Origin of the sequence: Lysinibacillus sp. NPDC097279, assembly GCF_044761745.1 — a bacterium.
GTDB lineage: Bacteria > Bacillota > Bacilli > Bacillales_A > Planococcaceae > Lysinibacillus.
Genome location: NZ_JBIWDA010000001.1, coordinates 225,058 through 239,676, shown reverse-complemented (window position 1 = coordinate 239,676; position 14,619 = coordinate 225,058). Strand labels below are relative to the sequence as shown.

Sequence of the window (14,619 nt, the reverse complement as noted above, 5' to 3'; positions counted from 1 at the left end):
TTTGTTACCCTCCTTTATGGTTATAATTAGATACAGTTATAGAAGTGTGACAATGAAGTATAATGTAATAGATTTTTACAATGATTAGATGTATTGTTTTGATGCTTGAGCTTTACATCCTTTTTACTCTTTTTAATCTTTCAACCCTTTATACTCTTTAGTGTCAACTTTTGTTGCCCCCCTGTTTAACCGTCTTCCCACTATAATTAGACAACCAGTTGAAAGTGTGACAGCTACATAAAAAATGACTTAGAAATAAAAAAGAACCTAACTGATTAGCTAGGCTCTAGGGTGTCCCCAGGGGGATGGGTGTACCTCATAATGATACAAAACAAGGCATTATTTATTTTTGTGGTCTTGGATAATCTCCTGTTCACAGAAAATCGCGTAAATTAGTTGCTACTTCATCAACATCTAAATCAAGGTACTGTGTAGTTACTTCTAAATTAGCATGACCTAATGCTTTTGAAATGAGTGCCAAGTTTGCCCCCTTCTCTAATAGGTTCTTTGCAAAGCCCCTCCTTAGTGCATGGGGATTAATATTTTTCAATCCATACTGTTTGGCATATTTGTTTAGCTGCTTTGAGATAGCATTATTAGTTGATTTAGTATTTAATGAAGTCCCTTTATAACTGATGAATAAATTATTATTACTTTCTCCATAATGCTGTCTCACTTTATGATTTTGCATAATTAGGATTTTATACAAATGAATTAATTCATCATCAATAGGCAACTTCAATACTTTATGATTCTATAATATTGCCCCATCCATTGCTAACAACTTATTTTCAAAATCAATATGCTGCTCGGTTAATTGTCCTAATGTATTAATCCTTATACCTGTCTTATACATTGTTAATACTGCAACTGCATCTCTTAAACCAATGAAAGTATTCAAGTCTAACAATGATAGCAAAATCATCACTTCATCTTTTTTAGCACCTTGTTTTACTCTTTTATCAACCTTCACATTGATATGTTGCCAAAACTTAGCTTGAATCCAGCCATTATTGAAGCACTTTCCTAAAATAGCTTTAAAGCATTTTAACCTAGTGAGCTTTGTTTGATTGGATACATCCATAGAATTGAGCCACAAATAAATTGCATCTTGGTTAATTTCTTCTAAAAAGCTAATGCCTGTAGCTGCTCTAAAATGATACATATACATTTTGTAGTCACTAATTGTTCTTTCTCTATAACCACCAATGTTCATTTGCTGTGCTATTACTTCCATGACCTGATCTAAATATCTACACTTTGTTAAAGCACCGCGCGGCTGTTCAACTGCTTTAGGCTTGAATAAATTTAAATCTGCATTGATTTCAAAAATGCGGTTTTTCTTTGTCATACTGTAACCTCCTGTTATTGTTTAACAGAACATAGTTAGAGTAATTTTGTGTGAGGCTTCTTGAGGGAATAAAAAAGGGATACCTCCACAGTGTTCTAATCTGTGTTAGCATCCCTAATTTACTTCAAACTCTTGTAGTACAAGGCTTGAACTCTGTTTAACTGTACGTCCCAGGAGGGATTCGAACCCCCGACCGACGGCTTAGAAGGCCGTTGCTCTATCCTGCTGAGCTACTGAGACATGATGTGTTTTCCTAATTTACTTTTCTCTTAGGAAAGACAATATTTATTATATGTCGTTTATAACATAATGTCAACATGAATTTTACTATGAAGGCAAGGTTTGCCTTAAAAATATTATATACCTATTTATTGTATGAATCTATAGGTTTCTTTATGTCATTCTAATACGTTATAGTGCCCTATTTTTGCTAAAATAATGAAAACAAAATGATAGGAGGAATAGGCATGTTTAAGAACGCTGTTGTTGTAGTGACTGGTGGTGCACATGGCATTGGTAAAGGCATTGTGCTAGCATATGCAAAAAGTGGAGCAAAGGTTGTCATTGCCGATGTCAATGTAGCGCTCGGTAAACAGCTGGAGCAAGAAATGCATGAGCAAGGTTATTCGGCATTGTTTATAGAAACAGATGTTTCACAGGAACAAGCTATTGTTTCTTTAATGCATCAAACGGTAAAGCATTTTGGGACAATCAGCATTTTAATTAATAATGCGGGTAAATTTCAACATCTTTCACCTTATGACATTACGTTTGAACAATGGCATGATATGTTACAGACGAATTTAACGAGTGTTTTATTTTGTTCTAGAGAGGCGGCAAAAGTAATGCGGACGAATGAGCATGGTGGTTCGATCGTTTCTTTAGCCTCTACGCGAGCGTTTATGTCTGAACCTAATACTGAGGCTTATGCCGCTTCAAAGGGTGGTATTGTCGCTTTAACACACGCTCTAGCACGCTCTTTAGGGCCAGATCAGATTACGGTCAACTGTATATCACCTGGTTGGATTGAGACGGGGGATTATGGTCAGTTACGTTCAATCGATCATGCACAACATTTATCAGGGCGGGTTGGCATGCCAGAGGATATTGCACAAGCATGTCTGTATTTAACAAATCCAGCGAACCGATTTGTCACAGGTATCAATCTTACTGTCGATGGTGGAATGACGAAGAAAATGATGTATGAAGATTAATGAACACTCTTCATTTATGCACATCCAAGGATATTGTCGAGTATTCTACAATAGAATGAATTTTTTGAGGGAGTGAACGTGCATTGTTTCCGTATATGAATGACTATTACGGCAATTCATTAAGCGCTATTTATACTGCCCCTTATACCCAATATACGGCACCTATTCGGCACTTTTTAAAACCCCAGCGAGATACTCGACTGTGTATCAGTAAAGCAGAATCTGATTATATGGCGATGAATCGATTGTTGTGGTTGGAGCATGTCAATTGGACGAGAATGACCATTATTAGTATTGTCTTTGGTTTGCCTGATTTACCATTTGTACAAACGCGTCTTTTACGTAATGCGACAGATTTAGGAAATTGTCTCCGTCCATTTTACGGAGATCAACTAGCTGATCGATACGCCGAGCTGATTAAAGAGCATCTACTTATTGCAGCGCAGCTCGTGACTGCAGCGAATAAAGGAGATGCGGCAACCGCAGCAGCAAAGGAAAAAGAATGGTATCGTAATGCCGATGATATTGCAATATTTTTAAGTACGATTAATCCATATTTGAGTAAGGATGCCGTACAGCAAATGTTTTATAGCCATTTAGCTTTAACGAAAAAAGAAGCTGTTACGATGATCCAAAAAGACTACCAAGCAGATGTGCAAGTTTTTGATGAGATTGAAGCAGAGGTACTCGAAATGTCGGATATGATTGCAATGGCAATTGTTATCCAATTTTGCTACCGCTTTTATTCATAACGAATAAATAAAAAACCAGATTCATCGACAATATCTTTTGTCCATCAATCTGGTTTTTCGTATTCCATTATAAAGTATTTTCCTTTGCGCTAGTATATCCCACTTAATCTATGTTTGCTCTGGATTGACGGGTTGCTTGTCAACATAGCGGTAATATAAATTCCGTAGTTCAGATTCCTTAAAAAGCCCAAGGTGTGTCTTTAATTGAGGATGCACTAAAATTCCCTTTGCACGTAACTCTTTGACAAACCAACCTTTAGAATATCGATGCACGTTGCACAGTCTCCTTTTCTGTTACTCATACATAACGTATGCTCAAAGGTTTTGTGCTGTTACTGCTTTTCTTTCACTTCAATAAAAAAAACGAAGGATATGCAATCCTTCGTTTTCTATATTTATGTGCCACAAAACGTTTGATAAGGACAGCTTGATGGTGCTGGTAACGTTGCATACTCTTCTTGGTTCCTTGTATGGGCAAAAGGCTGTGAAAGTGCCTGTAGTAACTTTTCCATTACACGATAATCTCCGTGTGTAACGGCAGCCTCTAATGCTTCTTCTACTCGGTGATTTCGTGGAATAATTGCTGGATTATTATCACGCATTAATTGTTGTGATGCCGCTTCACTTTCCTCTTGTTTTTCACGTCTTGCTTGCCACTGCTCATACCAATTTGTAAATTCTGCACTATTAAATAGGTCCGTTCCTTCACATTTAGTAAAAGTTAAAGCACGGAATGTATTCGTATAATCGGCTTCGTACTTTTCCATTAACGTGAGCAGTTCCTCTACCAGCTTTGCATCTTGCTCTTCTTCATTAAAAATCCCTAGTTTCGCTCGCATGCCTGCTAGCCAATTTGTGTAATACAATTGAGGATATTGTTGTATTACTTCTTGTGCTAAAGTCACAGCTTCTTCTTCGTTGTTATGAATGAGCGGAAGTAATGTTTCAGCAAATCGGCTGATATTCCACCCTCCAATAGGTGGCTGGTTTCCATATGCATAGCGACCTTGTCTATCGATTGAGCTAAAGACTGTTGCTGGATTATACGTATCCATGAAAGCACAAGGACCATAATCAATTGTTTCACCGCTAATGGTCATATTATCCGTATTCATCACACCATGAATAAAGCCAACTAGCTGCCATTGGGCAATAAGCTTAGCCTGTCTCTCCATAACTTCCTGAAGCAGACTTAAATAGCGAGTAGGTTGCGTCTGATCTATCATTGGGAAATGACGTTCGATTGCATAATCAGCTAAAATTTGAAGCTCTTCATCTGTCCCCCATTGCGCCACATATTGAAATGTTCCCACACGTAAATGGCTGCTAGCAACACGCGTCAAAATAGCACCTGGCAGTTCCGTTTCACGTATTATCGTTTCTCCTGTAGTTACTACCGCTAAACTACGGGATGTCGGAATACCCAATGCGTACATCGCTTCACTAATGATATATTCACGGAGCATCGGACCGAGTGCCGCACGACCGTCTCCTCCTCGCGAATAAGGTGTTCGCCCTGATCCCTTAAGCCCGATATCATAACGCTCCCCTCTAGGTGTTATTTGCTCACCTAGAAGCAGCGCTCTGCCATCACCTAACATGTTAAAATGCCCAAATTGATGTCCTGCATAAGCTTGTGCGAGCGGTATTGCACCACTCGGTACCTCATTACCAGCAAGTATTTCGATACTTTCTGGACGTTGAAGGGCACTCGTATCTAATCCGAGGGACTCGGCCACCGCCTCATTAAGAATCACCAATTTTGGGGCTTGTACACGATTCAATGGAAGGCGGCTATAAAGTGAACTCGGTAGACGAGTGTAGCTATTATCAAAATTCCAACCTATGTTGTTTGCCATAGTCATATAATCACCCTTGTTCTTTTCATTTAGTTTTTCTACTCTAATGCAAATAATTCGTGGACATGATTTCCAGCAATATAGTTATACATAAATATAAAAACGCTTAAACTCTCTTTTAGCAGAATCTTAAGCGTTTTTATATTAGCCATTTCTTATGACTTATTTCCGCATAAACTTATGCGTTGAAATACAATCATTATCATCTGTTAAGAAATTGACCTGAAAATAATCATCTTGAATATCTATAATTGCAAAGCTTTTTTCGTTGCGACCTCTTGGCTTTAATAAGCTTCCTGGATTAATAAAAAGGACATCATCAATCATTTCAGCACCTAGTACATGAGAATGGCCGAAGCAGGCAATTTGTGCATCGACCTCCTTTGCACGATACGATAATGACAAAATGGATGTTTTCACATTAAATAAATGACCATGTGTCACAAAAAGAGTCACGTCGCCCACTTCCATAATGACTTCATCAGGAAAGTCTTGATCGCTATCACAATTTCCTCGTACTTTCTTCATATCATTGAGTGCATCATGGGAGAAAGGTAGCTCACTATCGCCACAATGAATCAAAGTTTCGACAGTTGGATAAAAGCTACGTACTTTATCAATGACACTACTATCTCCATGTGTATCACTCATGACTAATATTTGCATAGAATCACCTCTTACTTAATAAGATTTGGCAATTGTTCCTTTAGCTTACGAATGGCATTTCCTCGGTGAGAAATAGCCCCTTTTTCTTCTGGCGATAACTCTGCCATCATTCGATTTAAGCTTGGTACGAAAAAGACTGGATCATAACCAAAGCCATTTGTACCTCGTTTTTCACGCGCAATTACACCTTCACAAGTGCCAAAAACAGTTGTTGTTTCAAAATCAGGACCTGCAATGGCAATACAGCAACAAAAACGAGCCGTACGCTTGTTTTCTTCAACGTCTTGTAAATTTTGCAGTAGCATCACCATATTTGCTTCATCATCATGATCTCCAGCATACCGTGCCGAATAAACGCCTGGCTCACCATTTAGCGCATCTACAGCTAAGCCGCTATCATCTGCAATAACTATTGTATCTAGCTCTTTCGCCAATGCTTCCGCCTTTAACACCGCATTTTCTTCAAATGTAGTGCCTGTTTCTTCTATTTCCATATTTGGTGCGACATCAAACATCGTCACCACTTCAAAGCCAAGGGGTGCAAATAACGCTTCAAAATCTTTGGCTTTGCCTTTGTTTTTTGTAGCTATTACAACTTGTTTCATATTAGTTGTTTCCTCCTACTTTATGAGCTAGTTCTCCAAGTGCTTGTTTTTGTAGTTCAATTAATTCTTGGATTCCTTTTTCACCTAATGCAAGTAATTCATTTAATTCTTCGCGAGAAAATGTTGCTTCTTCACCTGTACCTTGTAGTTCAACAAAACGGCCAGCACCAGTCATAACGATGTTCATATCAACTGCTGCAGCAACGTCTTCAACATAGTTTAAGTCTAAAACGGCACCTTGTTCTTCAACAATGCCGACACTTGTAGCAGCTAAGAAATCTGTAATAGGGAATTTTTCTAGTTGTTTTTCTTCAGCAAGCTTAGCAATCGCCTGTGTCATCGCTACAAATGCACCAGTAATGGACGCAGTACGTGTTCCACCATCTGCTTGAATGACGTCACAGTCAATCCATACAGTACGTTCACCTAAAGCTTCTAAATCGACGATAGCACGCAATGCACGACCAATAAGACGTTGGATTTCCATTGTACGTCCGTTTACTTTCCCGCGTGACGATTCACGTGGTGTACGTTGTGCTGTGGCACGAGGTAGCATAGAATACTCAGCTGTAATCCATCCTTTTCCTTGCCCACGTAAAAAACCTGGTACTTTATCTTCAACTGTTGCTGTACAAATTACTTTCGTATTTCCAACTTGGATCAATACTGAGCCTTCTGGATGCAATAAATACTCGCTATCCATCTTTACAGGGCGTAATGCATCTGCATCTCTACCATCAAATCTTGTCATAATTATTCGTTCCTCCTCAAATCTTTCGCGCCCTTATTTTATCATATTTTACATTGATGCGACGATTTACTACGCGCAATATATGATATTTATCATATAAAATGCATTACATTTTCATCTACTATGACAATCGTTAACATGTTATAGTAATATAACAAAGAAAGAGGTGATGGTCATGTCTCAACCAACAATTGAGCATAGTAGTTATACCATAAAGGAAGAATTTTGGAATGCGCTAACACATGGAATAGGTGCATTTTTGACAGTTCCTGCTACCCTTCTATTAGTGCATAAAGCGTTAACCACTGGTACAAGCACAGAGCTAATTAGTTACATTATTTTTGGTTTATCGATGTTTTGTTTATACATAGCATCCACCTTGTATCATTCACTTCCGACAAATAAGGTACTGTTAAAAAAATTAGATCATAGCTCCATTTTCTTATTAATCGCTGGAACTTATACACCGATTGCTTTAATTGCAGTAGGTGGAAAGCTTGGATGGAGCATTTTCATTATTGAATGGGTGCTTGCCTTCATCGGCATTATTTTAAAACAATTTTTCGTATATCGCTTCAAAAAAATATCATTAATCGTCTATATTGGCATGGGATGGCTCATTGTCTTCGCCTATAAGCCATTAGTTGCCTACATCTCATTCAAAGGCTTTATGACGCTTTTAATCGGCGGTATATTTTATACTGCTGGTACTTATTTTTACAAAAATAAAAAGATTAAGTACAACCATGCAATTTGGCATGTCTTTGTCATGGCTGGAAGTGCTTGGATGTTCGTGACGATCTATTTATTTATGTAAACCACATAAAATAAAAAAATCAGCCTAGCTCTTAAGCTAAGCTGATTTTTATTTTAATGTAATACGGTTTATGTCAAGCGTACCTTGCTCCAGCCAACTTTCTGCAATCGAGCGGAAAATGGGTACAGAACCCGATGCAAAAAATTTATGTGCGGGCTTAGCATTTGATTCTGCTAAAGTGCCATTATACGCAAGCATTTCCTCGACATCCTTTGCTGTTTCTTCCGCAGAAGATAGCACGAAAACATCTTCTCCGACGACAGCTTCAATTTGTTTTTGCAAAATAGGATAATGTGTACATCCTAAAATGACCGTATCAAATTGTTCGTTTTTTAACGGTTTTAAGCCATCAGCAATTAAATTATTTGCAAATTCACCTTTATATTCGCCACTTTCTACTAGTGGTACGAACGTTGGACAAGCCAATGGAATAATGTGGGTAGACGTATTAAGAGACAATAATGCTTCTTCATAGGCCCCACTTTTAATTGTTCCTTCTGTTGCAAGCACAACGACTTCATGTCGCTTCGTTTTCTTTACAGCTGCACGTGCGCCAGCATTAATAACGCCTAATACCGGAAAAGGCATATTACGTTGTAAACTTTCGAGTGCCACTGCAGTCGCTGTATTACAAGCAATGACTAGCATCTTGATATTCATTTTCTCTAGCGCTTTTGCCATTTGCCAAGTAAAATTTCGTACTTCTTGTCGAGTTCGTGGACCATAGGGACATCTTGCTGTATCACCAATATAATATATCGTTTCATTTGGTAATCGTTTTATTATTTCCTTTGCTACGGTTAAACCGCCTACTCCTGAATCAATAACGCCTATCGGGGCATTCATACTTTCCGCCTCAATCCTGTTTCATGTGTACATGTAGTTTTTGTAAATAGCTTGATAATTGCGCGACTTCTTGTTCATTAAAACCAACAAGCATTTCCTGCAAATATTGCTGTCTTTTTTCTATAACCTCTTGAATTATACGTTCGCCTTTTTCGAGAAGATGAACGACAACGACACGACGATCATTTTCATCACGCATTCGCTTGACTAATTCATTTTTCTCCATTCGGTCCACTAAATCTGTTGTCGTACTAAAAGCTAAGTATAAACGGTTTGATAAATCGCCAATTGTAATATCACCAAGCTCTTCTAACCACTGTAATGCAACAAATTGTGGCGGCGTAATCGCATATTGTGAAACAATTTCCCTTCCTTTTTGCTTCACAATGGCCGCTATATAGCGTAGTTCCTTTTCAACCGTTGCAACGGTTTCAGGTGAGTGCTTTGTTACTTCATCCGACATATAACTATTCCACTCCTAAAAATACGTTGAATAGTTCTATTTTGTCGTTTTTTTCACGAAATAGCAAGTGTCCATTAGTCTAATTTAAATTCTTCTAAGCGTAACAGCTCAATTAACGCTTGAGATCGATTTGTTACACCCAGCTTTTGAATTGTATTGGAAATGTGGTTTCGCACTGTTTTTTCACTAATACCAAGTTGCCCTGCAATATCCCTCGTTGTTTTTTCAGCTAATAAAAGCGCAAATATTTCACGTTCTCGGTTTGTTAAAAGAGAACGATGATGAGAGCCATTCATTTTCAGTCACACCCTCCTCCCCCGCACGTATTGTAACTTATGTTAAGGAGTGATGAGCGGTGACGGCTATTTTCATTAATATACGTAGTTTCCACAAAAAAATCGGAAGTTCTTCTATATAAGCGCAATAAGCAAATAAAAAATGAATGAATTGCCCCTGCAATTTACGTCCAGCTTTTTGAGCCTACTCGAAAAACTCTACTATACATTTTTGACTTCTAGGCATTTATAATAATTCAACATTATCCACACTAATTAAGTACATCGTTGCATCCATCCCCCACATAGAGAAGTGGTGATTTTTACGAAAAGCCAGTTAAATAATAGCTAATGCTGCTAAATGTGCCTTTTCCTCTTCTGTGATTGGCACACTTTTCCCTGTTCGTGGGTCCATTTGTACAACTGTACCACGTCCTGTAAAGCATACTTCATCTTTTTGATTTTTTGCCAAGTAATGAATATCCATTGAAGAATTTCCTACTTTAGCTACTTTCGTATACACGCGAATGACATCGTCAAAGAAAACTTGCTTTCGGTAATCACATTGTAAATCTGCTACGATTGGAATACCATTTACATGGTCATCTATTGCAGAGGGCATTAATATGCCAAGATGATTAAAATAATCGATTCTCGCCTGTTCAAAATATGTAAAGCTAACAGTGTTATTCATATGGCCATACATATCCGTCTCTGAAAAACGAACACGTACTTCTATATAAAACGAAAAATCTTTTGCCCATTTCTCAAAATCCCCAATATAGCTTGCTTTCATGTGAACCATCCCCTTCGTCTGTATGCGGCTACTGTTTTTATGAAGCTGTTGATATTCTAGCCGTATTAATAGTTAAAAAATGAATACAAATTCATTATAAAGGAAAATGCTATTTTATCATAGAAAAATCAGAAATTTTAGTGTTTTATTGCCGAATCAACTATTATACTATATCTAACAGTCTATAAAAAAATCCCTTACACAATTGTGTAAGGGATTTGCATTGTACAATTAGTCAACGTAATGGTCAGATCCGAAGAAGTTACGGAACATTTGCACTGTTGTTGCACGGTTTAATGATGCGATAGATGTTGTTAAAGGAATACCTTTAGGACAAGCAGCTACACAGTTTTGAGAGTTACCGCAGTTAGCAAGACCGCCGTCACCCATGATTGCATTTAAACGTTCGTCTTTAATCATTGCACCTGTTGGGTGAGTGTTAAATAGACGTACTTGTGATAGTGGTGCTGGTCCAATGAATGAAGCTTTTTCAGACACGTTTGGACACGCTTCCATACATACACCACAAGTCATACATTTAGATAATTCATAAGCCCATTGACGTTTACCTTCTGGCATACGAGGACCTTCACCTAAATCATAAGTACCATCGATTGGTACCCATGCTTTTACTTTTTTCAGTGCATTGAACATACGATCACGGTCTACTTGTAAGTCACGTACAACCGGGAAAGTTTTCATTGGCTCAAGGCGAACTGGTTCAGTCAGCTGATCAATCAGTGTTGAACATGATTGACGTGGACGACCATTGATTACCATTGAACATGCTCCACAAACTTCTTCAAGACAGTTCATGTCCCATGAAACTGGTGTTGTTTTTTCTCCAGATGCTGTTACTGGATTTTTTTGAATCTCCATTAACACAGAAATAACGTTCATACCATGACGGTAAGGAACTTCGAATTTCTGCCAGTAGCCTTGGCCACCTTGTGTATCTTGACGTAAAATTTCAACTTTTACCATTCTTCCAGTATTAGCTGCGATTTCCATAATTCTTAGTCTCCTTTCGCAGAGTAGTCACGTTTACGTGGTGGGATTAATGATACATCTACTTCTTGATAAGTGATAATTGGCTCGCCCGTAGCTGGGTCGAATTTCGCCATCGTTGTTTTTAAGAAGTTTTCATCATCACGTTGCGGGAAGTCTGGTTTATAGTGTGCACCACGAGATTCATTACGTAGTAAAGCACCTTTCGTCATTACTTTCGCTAAGTAAAGCATGTTTTTCAACTGACGAGTAAAGTGAGCACCTTGGTTACTCCATTTTTGTGTATCGTTGATATTGATGTTTTCCCAACGTTTTTGGAATTCGCCAAGTTTTTTGTAAGTTTCTTCAAGTTGGTCGTTAAAGCGTACAACAGTCATTGTAGCTGTCATTAACTCACCAAGTTCTTTATGAAGTAGGTAAGCGTTTTCTGTGCCGTCCATTTTCATGATAGAATCCCATTTAGCTTGCTCTTCATTAACACGTGCATCGAAAATATCTTGAGATAAATCTTCAGCATGCTTTTTAAGATGTTTCACATAATCAACTGCATTTGGTCCAGCAACCATACCACCATAAATAGCAGATAGCAATGAGTTTGCACCTAGACGGTTTGCGCCATGTTGTGAGTAATCACATTCACCTGCTGCAAATAGACCAGGAATTTCAGTCATTTGGTTGTAATCAACCCATAATCCACCCATTGAATAGTGAACTGCTGGGAAAATTTTCATTGGTAATTTACGTGGGTCATCACCTACGAATTTTTCGTAGATTTCAATGATACCACCAAGTTTAACATCTAACTCATGTGGATCTTTATGAGAAAGATCTAGGTATACCATGTTTTCGCCGTTAATACCAAGCTTTTGGTTTACACAAACGTCGAAAATTTCACGTGTAGCAATATCACGTGGTACTAAGTTACCATATGCAGGATACTTTTCTTCTAGGAAATACCAAGGTTTACCGTCTTTATATGTCCAAATACGTCCACCTTCACCACGTGCAGATTCTGACATTAGACGGTTTTTGTCGTCCCCAGGAATCGCTGTTGGGTGAATTTGAATGAACTCACCATTCGCGTATGAAGCACCTTGTTGGTATACGATAGAAGCAGCAGAACCTGTGTTAATAACAGAGTTTGTTGTTTTACCGAAGATAATACCAGGGCCACCAGTCGCCATAATTACAGCGTCTGCACGGAATGATTTAATTTCTTCTGTACGCATATTTTGTGCTACGATACCGCGGCAAACGCCGTCATCATCAATAACCACACCAAGGAATTCCCAGTGCTCATATTTGTTAACTAATCCAGCTACTTCGTGAGAACGAACTTGCTCGTCCAACGCGTATAGTAATTGCTGACCAGTTGTTGCACCTGAGAATGCTGTACGGTGCATTAACGTACCACCGAAACGACGGAAATCAAGTAAACCTTCTGGCGTACGGTTGAACATTACACCCATACGGTCCATTAAGTGAATAATACCAGGGGCTGCATCACACATACCTTTAACAGGTGGTTGGTTTGCTAAGAAATCCCCACCATATACTGTATCATCAAAGTGAATCCAAGGAGAATCCCCTTCACCTTTTGTATTTACGGCACCATTAATTCCGCCTTGCGCACATACAGAGTGTGAGCGTTTTACAGGAACTAATGAGAATAAATCAACTTCAGTACCAACTTCAGCTGCTTTAATCGTTGCCATCAGACCAGCTAAACCGCCGCCGACAACAATTATTTTGCTTTTCGCCATGATTATTTCTCACTCCTCTTAAAAAATTGCAATGATTGCATGCACTATTATAGTAGCTTTTATTAAATTAAACGAAAGCTAAAATAGCAGCCACACCAACTACACTTAGAATTACGAAAAGAACGTTTGTTACATAAGTAGCAATCTTTTGAGACTGAGGAGATTGTGTGATACCCCAGCTTACTAGGAATGCCCATAAGCCATTTGATAAGTGGAAAGTTGCTGATATAATACCAACAATATAGAATCCAAGCATAAATGGATTATTTACGATATTTGCCATCATGTCGTAATCAACGTGTGTACCAAGCGCTTTTTGAATACGAGTTTGGAAAATATGCCATGCAATGAAGATTACTAAAAATACACCTGTGAAGCGTTGTAATGAGAACATCCAGTTACGGTATGTGCTGAAACGCCCTGTATTTGGTGTAGCAGTGAATGCGATGTACACACCATAAAATGCGTGGAACATTAATGGAATATAGATGACAATCCACTCTACTAGGATAAGAAATGGAATCTTTTCCATTACTGCGGTAGCATCATTATAGCTCTCTGCTCCGCCTACTGCTGTAAAGTTAATGAATAGGTGCATCGTTAAAAACAGACCTACTGGAATGATACCAAGTAGAGAATGTAAGCGACGCCATAAAAACTCTCGATCTTTCGACAAGACTGTTACCCCCCTTAGTACTTAAAATAGCACAACAAAAGAAGTCACCATTTTGTAAATGATACTCCATTGACTGTGTATTTCATCATGGTACAATATTATGACATGTTTATTGTACTCTCAAGAGCTACGAGCGTCAAGGTAACATAGAGTTTTTAATAGCCCTCATTATAGAAGCAATCTAGTACATAACGTGTCGTTTCTTCTCGAAAATTCTACCTTTACTTTATTGACGCTGAATTATAAGAAAATTCTAAGAAAGAAGGATTTCTATGTTAAATAATCCATCTAATACAATCTCACCATTTGGATATGAGTTAATCCGTGATCATATTCTATCATCTATTCTCGGTAAACATGAAGATGACGTACTATATTGGGCTGGAAAAGAGCTTGCACGGAAGTTCCCTTGTAAAAGTCAAGATGAACTTATCGCATTTTTCGCGGATGCGTGCTGGGGTACTCTTGAATTGACAAAGGAGTCTAAGGATGGACGTATTTTCCATTTAACAAATGAGCCAACCCTATTGCAAATTCAAAATCGGAGCTTTAGATTGGAAGCAGGGTTTATTGCTGAACAAATCCAACAATCAAAAGGATACTTAACGGAATGTTATGATGAGAAGCGCGAAAAGCAACAGCAAGTCATGTTTACAGTTAAATGGGATGTTAAAGAGCGTATTATGAATACAATACCAAATAGATAAGCTTGTAAGTATTGCGATTTTGTTAGAAAGCAATCCTTTTTCAACGTCGACAAAAGGCAACATGCCTTTT

Annotated in this window: 16 protein-coding genes, 1 tRNA gene and 1 pseudogene; 4 read left to right on the top strand and 14 right to left on the bottom strand. The window is 38.2% G+C overall.

From position 1 onward, the window contains the following. Nucleotides 1-373: 373 nt before the first annotated feature. A pseudogene (locus ACIQ1H_RS01080) lies at nt 374-1,351 on the bottom strand (tyrosine-type recombinase/integrase). Nucleotides 1,352-1,517: 166 nt separating this feature from the next. Then, nucleotides 1,518-1,591 (bottom strand) — tRNA-Arg (locus ACIQ1H_RS01075). Between the two features lie 227 nt (nt 1,592-1,818). Here ACIQ1H_RS01075 and ACIQ1H_RS01070 point away from each other — a divergent pair. Beyond that, a complete protein-coding gene (locus ACIQ1H_RS01070; protein WP_402885832.1) occupies nt 1,819-2,565 on the top strand; it encodes an SDR family NAD(P)-dependent oxidoreductase in 747 nt (248 codons plus the stop codon). Between the two features lie 83 nt (nt 2,566-2,648). Further along, nucleotides 2,649-3,317, top strand: a complete 669-nt coding sequence (locus ACIQ1H_RS01065) for a hypothetical protein (protein WP_402885829.1) — start codon at nt 2,649-2,651, stop codon at nt 3,315-3,317. A 108-nt stretch (nt 3,318-3,425) separates the two neighbouring features. Here ACIQ1H_RS01065 and ACIQ1H_RS01060 read toward each other — a convergent pair whose 3' ends face one another. The 5 genes from ACIQ1H_RS01060 to rph form a co-directional block, all read right to left on the bottom strand. Beyond that, nucleotides 3,426-3,590 carry a DUF2639 domain-containing protein gene (locus tag ACIQ1H_RS01060; RefSeq protein ID WP_172772334.1) on the bottom strand — a complete coding sequence of 55 codons (165 nt, stop codon included), beginning with the start codon at nt 3,588-3,590 and terminating at the stop codon, nt 3,426-3,428. A 122-nt stretch (nt 3,591-3,712) separates the two neighbouring features. Continuing rightward, nucleotides 3,713-5,176 (bottom strand): protein adenylyltransferase SelO, encoded by a 1,464-nt coding sequence (locus ACIQ1H_RS01055; RefSeq protein ID WP_402885825.1) that lies wholly within the window; start codon nt 5,174-5,176, stop codon nt 3,713-3,715. A gap of 162 nt (nt 5,177-5,338) precedes the next feature. Continuing rightward, nucleotides 5,339-5,842 carry a metallophosphoesterase gene (locus ACIQ1H_RS01050; protein WP_402885822.1) on the bottom strand — a complete coding sequence of 168 codons (504 nt, stop codon included), beginning with the start codon at nt 5,840-5,842 and terminating at the stop codon, nt 5,339-5,341. A gap of 11 nt (nt 5,843-5,853) precedes the next feature. After that, nucleotides 5,854-6,447 carry an XTP/dITP diphosphatase gene (locus ACIQ1H_RS01045; RefSeq protein ID WP_402885819.1) on the bottom strand — a complete coding sequence of 198 codons (594 nt, stop codon included), beginning with the start codon at nt 6,445-6,447 and terminating at the stop codon, nt 5,854-5,856. A 1-nt stretch (nt 6,448) separates the two neighbouring features. Further along, the gene (gene rph / locus ACIQ1H_RS01040) at nt 6,449-7,198 is read right to left on the bottom strand and encodes a ribonuclease PH (protein WP_402885816.1); all 750 of its coding nucleotides are present in this window, start codon (nt 7,196-7,198) and stop codon (nt 6,449-6,451) included. Between the two features lie 175 nt (nt 7,199-7,373). On the opposite strand from rph, the gene trhA reads away from it, so the two are divergent. Next, nucleotides 7,374-8,015, top strand: coding sequence for a PAQR family membrane homeostasis protein TrhA (gene trhA / locus ACIQ1H_RS01035; protein WP_172772339.1), 642 nt, complete (start codon nt 7,374-7,376; stop codon nt 8,013-8,015). Between the two features lie 48 nt (nt 8,016-8,063). On the opposite strand, the gene racE is transcribed toward trhA, so the two are convergent. The 7 genes from racE to ACIQ1H_RS01000 form a co-directional block, all read right to left on the bottom strand. Beyond that, a complete protein-coding gene (gene racE / locus ACIQ1H_RS01030) occupies nt 8,064-8,861 on the bottom strand; it encodes a glutamate racemase (protein ID WP_172772340.1) in 798 nt (265 codons plus the stop codon). A 10-nt stretch (nt 8,862-8,871) separates the two neighbouring features. Next, nucleotides 8,872-9,324 carry a MarR family winged helix-turn-helix transcriptional regulator gene (locus ACIQ1H_RS01025; RefSeq protein WP_172772341.1) on the bottom strand — a complete coding sequence of 151 codons (453 nt, stop codon included), beginning with the start codon at nt 9,322-9,324 and terminating at the stop codon, nt 8,872-8,874. 74 nt (nt 9,325-9,398) lie between these two features. Further along, complete coding sequence (locus ACIQ1H_RS01020; RefSeq protein ID WP_172772342.1) at nt 9,399-9,620, bottom strand: helix-turn-helix domain-containing protein; 222 nt, start codon at nt 9,618-9,620, stop codon at nt 9,399-9,401. A 316-nt stretch (nt 9,621-9,936) separates the two neighbouring features. Continuing rightward, on the bottom strand, nt 9,937-10,395 hold the full coding sequence (locus ACIQ1H_RS01015; protein ID WP_172772343.1) for an acyl-CoA thioesterase: 459 nt from the start codon (nt 10,393-10,395) through the stop codon (nt 9,937-9,939). A 231-nt stretch (nt 10,396-10,626) separates the two neighbouring features. Then, complete coding sequence (gene sdhB / locus ACIQ1H_RS01010) at nt 10,627-11,406, bottom strand: succinate dehydrogenase iron-sulfur subunit (RefSeq protein ID WP_402885810.1); 780 nt, start codon at nt 11,404-11,406, stop codon at nt 10,627-10,629. Between the two features lie 5 nt (nt 11,407-11,411). Then, complete coding sequence (gene sdhA / locus ACIQ1H_RS01005) at nt 11,412-13,166, bottom strand: succinate dehydrogenase flavoprotein subunit (protein ID WP_172772345.1); 1,755 nt, start codon at nt 13,164-13,166, stop codon at nt 11,412-11,414. Nucleotides 13,167-13,233: 67 nt separating this feature from the next. Continuing rightward, nucleotides 13,234-13,842 carry a succinate dehydrogenase cytochrome b558 subunit gene (locus tag ACIQ1H_RS01000; protein ID WP_172772346.1) on the bottom strand — a complete coding sequence of 203 codons (609 nt, stop codon included), beginning with the start codon at nt 13,840-13,842 and terminating at the stop codon, nt 13,234-13,236. 272 nt (nt 13,843-14,114) lie between these two features. On the opposite strand from ACIQ1H_RS01000, the gene ACIQ1H_RS00995 reads away from it, so the two are divergent. After that, nucleotides 14,115-14,549: a YslB family protein gene (locus ACIQ1H_RS00995; protein ID WP_172772347.1), complete on the top strand. Its 435-nt coding sequence runs from the start codon at nt 14,115-14,117 to the stop codon at nt 14,547-14,549. Nucleotides 14,550-14,619 lie beyond the last annotated feature (70 nt).

What these genes read in the sequence shown, in the direction of transcription:
- racE (WP_172772340.1), bottom strand. Translation starts at nt 8,861, where the DNA reads ATGAATGCCCCGATAGGCGTTATTGATTCAGGAGTAGGCGGTTTAACC.
- ACIQ1H_RS01070 (WP_402885832.1), top strand. Translation starts at nt 1,819, where the DNA reads ATGTTTAAGAACGCTGTTGTTGTAGTGACTGGTGGTGCACATGGCATT.
- ACIQ1H_RS01055 (WP_402885825.1), bottom strand. Translation starts at nt 5,176, where the DNA reads ATGGCAAACAACATAGGTTGGAATTTTGATAATAGCTACACTCGTCTA.
- ACIQ1H_RS01050 (WP_402885822.1), bottom strand. Translation starts at nt 5,842, where the DNA reads ATGCAAATATTAGTCATGAGTGATACACATGGAGATAGTAGTGTCATT.
- sdhB (WP_402885810.1), bottom strand. Translation starts at nt 11,406, where the DNA reads ATGGAAATCGCAGCTAATACTGGAAGAATGGTAAAAGTTGAAATTTTA.
- rph (WP_402885816.1), bottom strand. Translation starts at nt 7,198, where the DNA reads ATGACAAGATTTGATGGTAGAGATGCAGATGCATTACGCCCTGTAAAG.
- ACIQ1H_RS01045 (WP_402885819.1), bottom strand. Translation starts at nt 6,447, where the DNA reads ATGAAACAAGTTGTAATAGCTACAAAAAACAAAGGCAAAGCCAAAGAT.
- ACIQ1H_RS01020 (WP_172772342.1), bottom strand. Translation starts at nt 9,620, where the DNA reads ATGAATGGCTCTCATCATCGTTCTCTTTTAACAAACCGAGAACGTGAA.
- ACIQ1H_RS01015 (WP_172772343.1), bottom strand. Translation starts at nt 10,395, where the DNA reads ATGAAAGCAAGCTATATTGGGGATTTTGAGAAATGGGCAAAAGATTTT.
- trhA (WP_172772339.1), top strand. Translation starts at nt 7,374, where the DNA reads ATGTCTCAACCAACAATTGAGCATAGTAGTTATACCATAAAGGAAGAA.
- ACIQ1H_RS01025 (WP_172772341.1), bottom strand. Translation starts at nt 9,324, where the DNA reads ATGTCGGATGAAGTAACAAAGCACTCACCTGAAACCGTTGCAACGGTT.
- sdhA (WP_172772345.1), bottom strand. Translation starts at nt 13,166, where the DNA reads ATGGCGAAAAGCAAAATAATTGTTGTCGGCGGCGGTTTAGCTGGTCTG.
- ACIQ1H_RS00995 (WP_172772347.1), top strand. Translation starts at nt 14,115, where the DNA reads ATGTTAAATAATCCATCTAATACAATCTCACCATTTGGATATGAGTTA.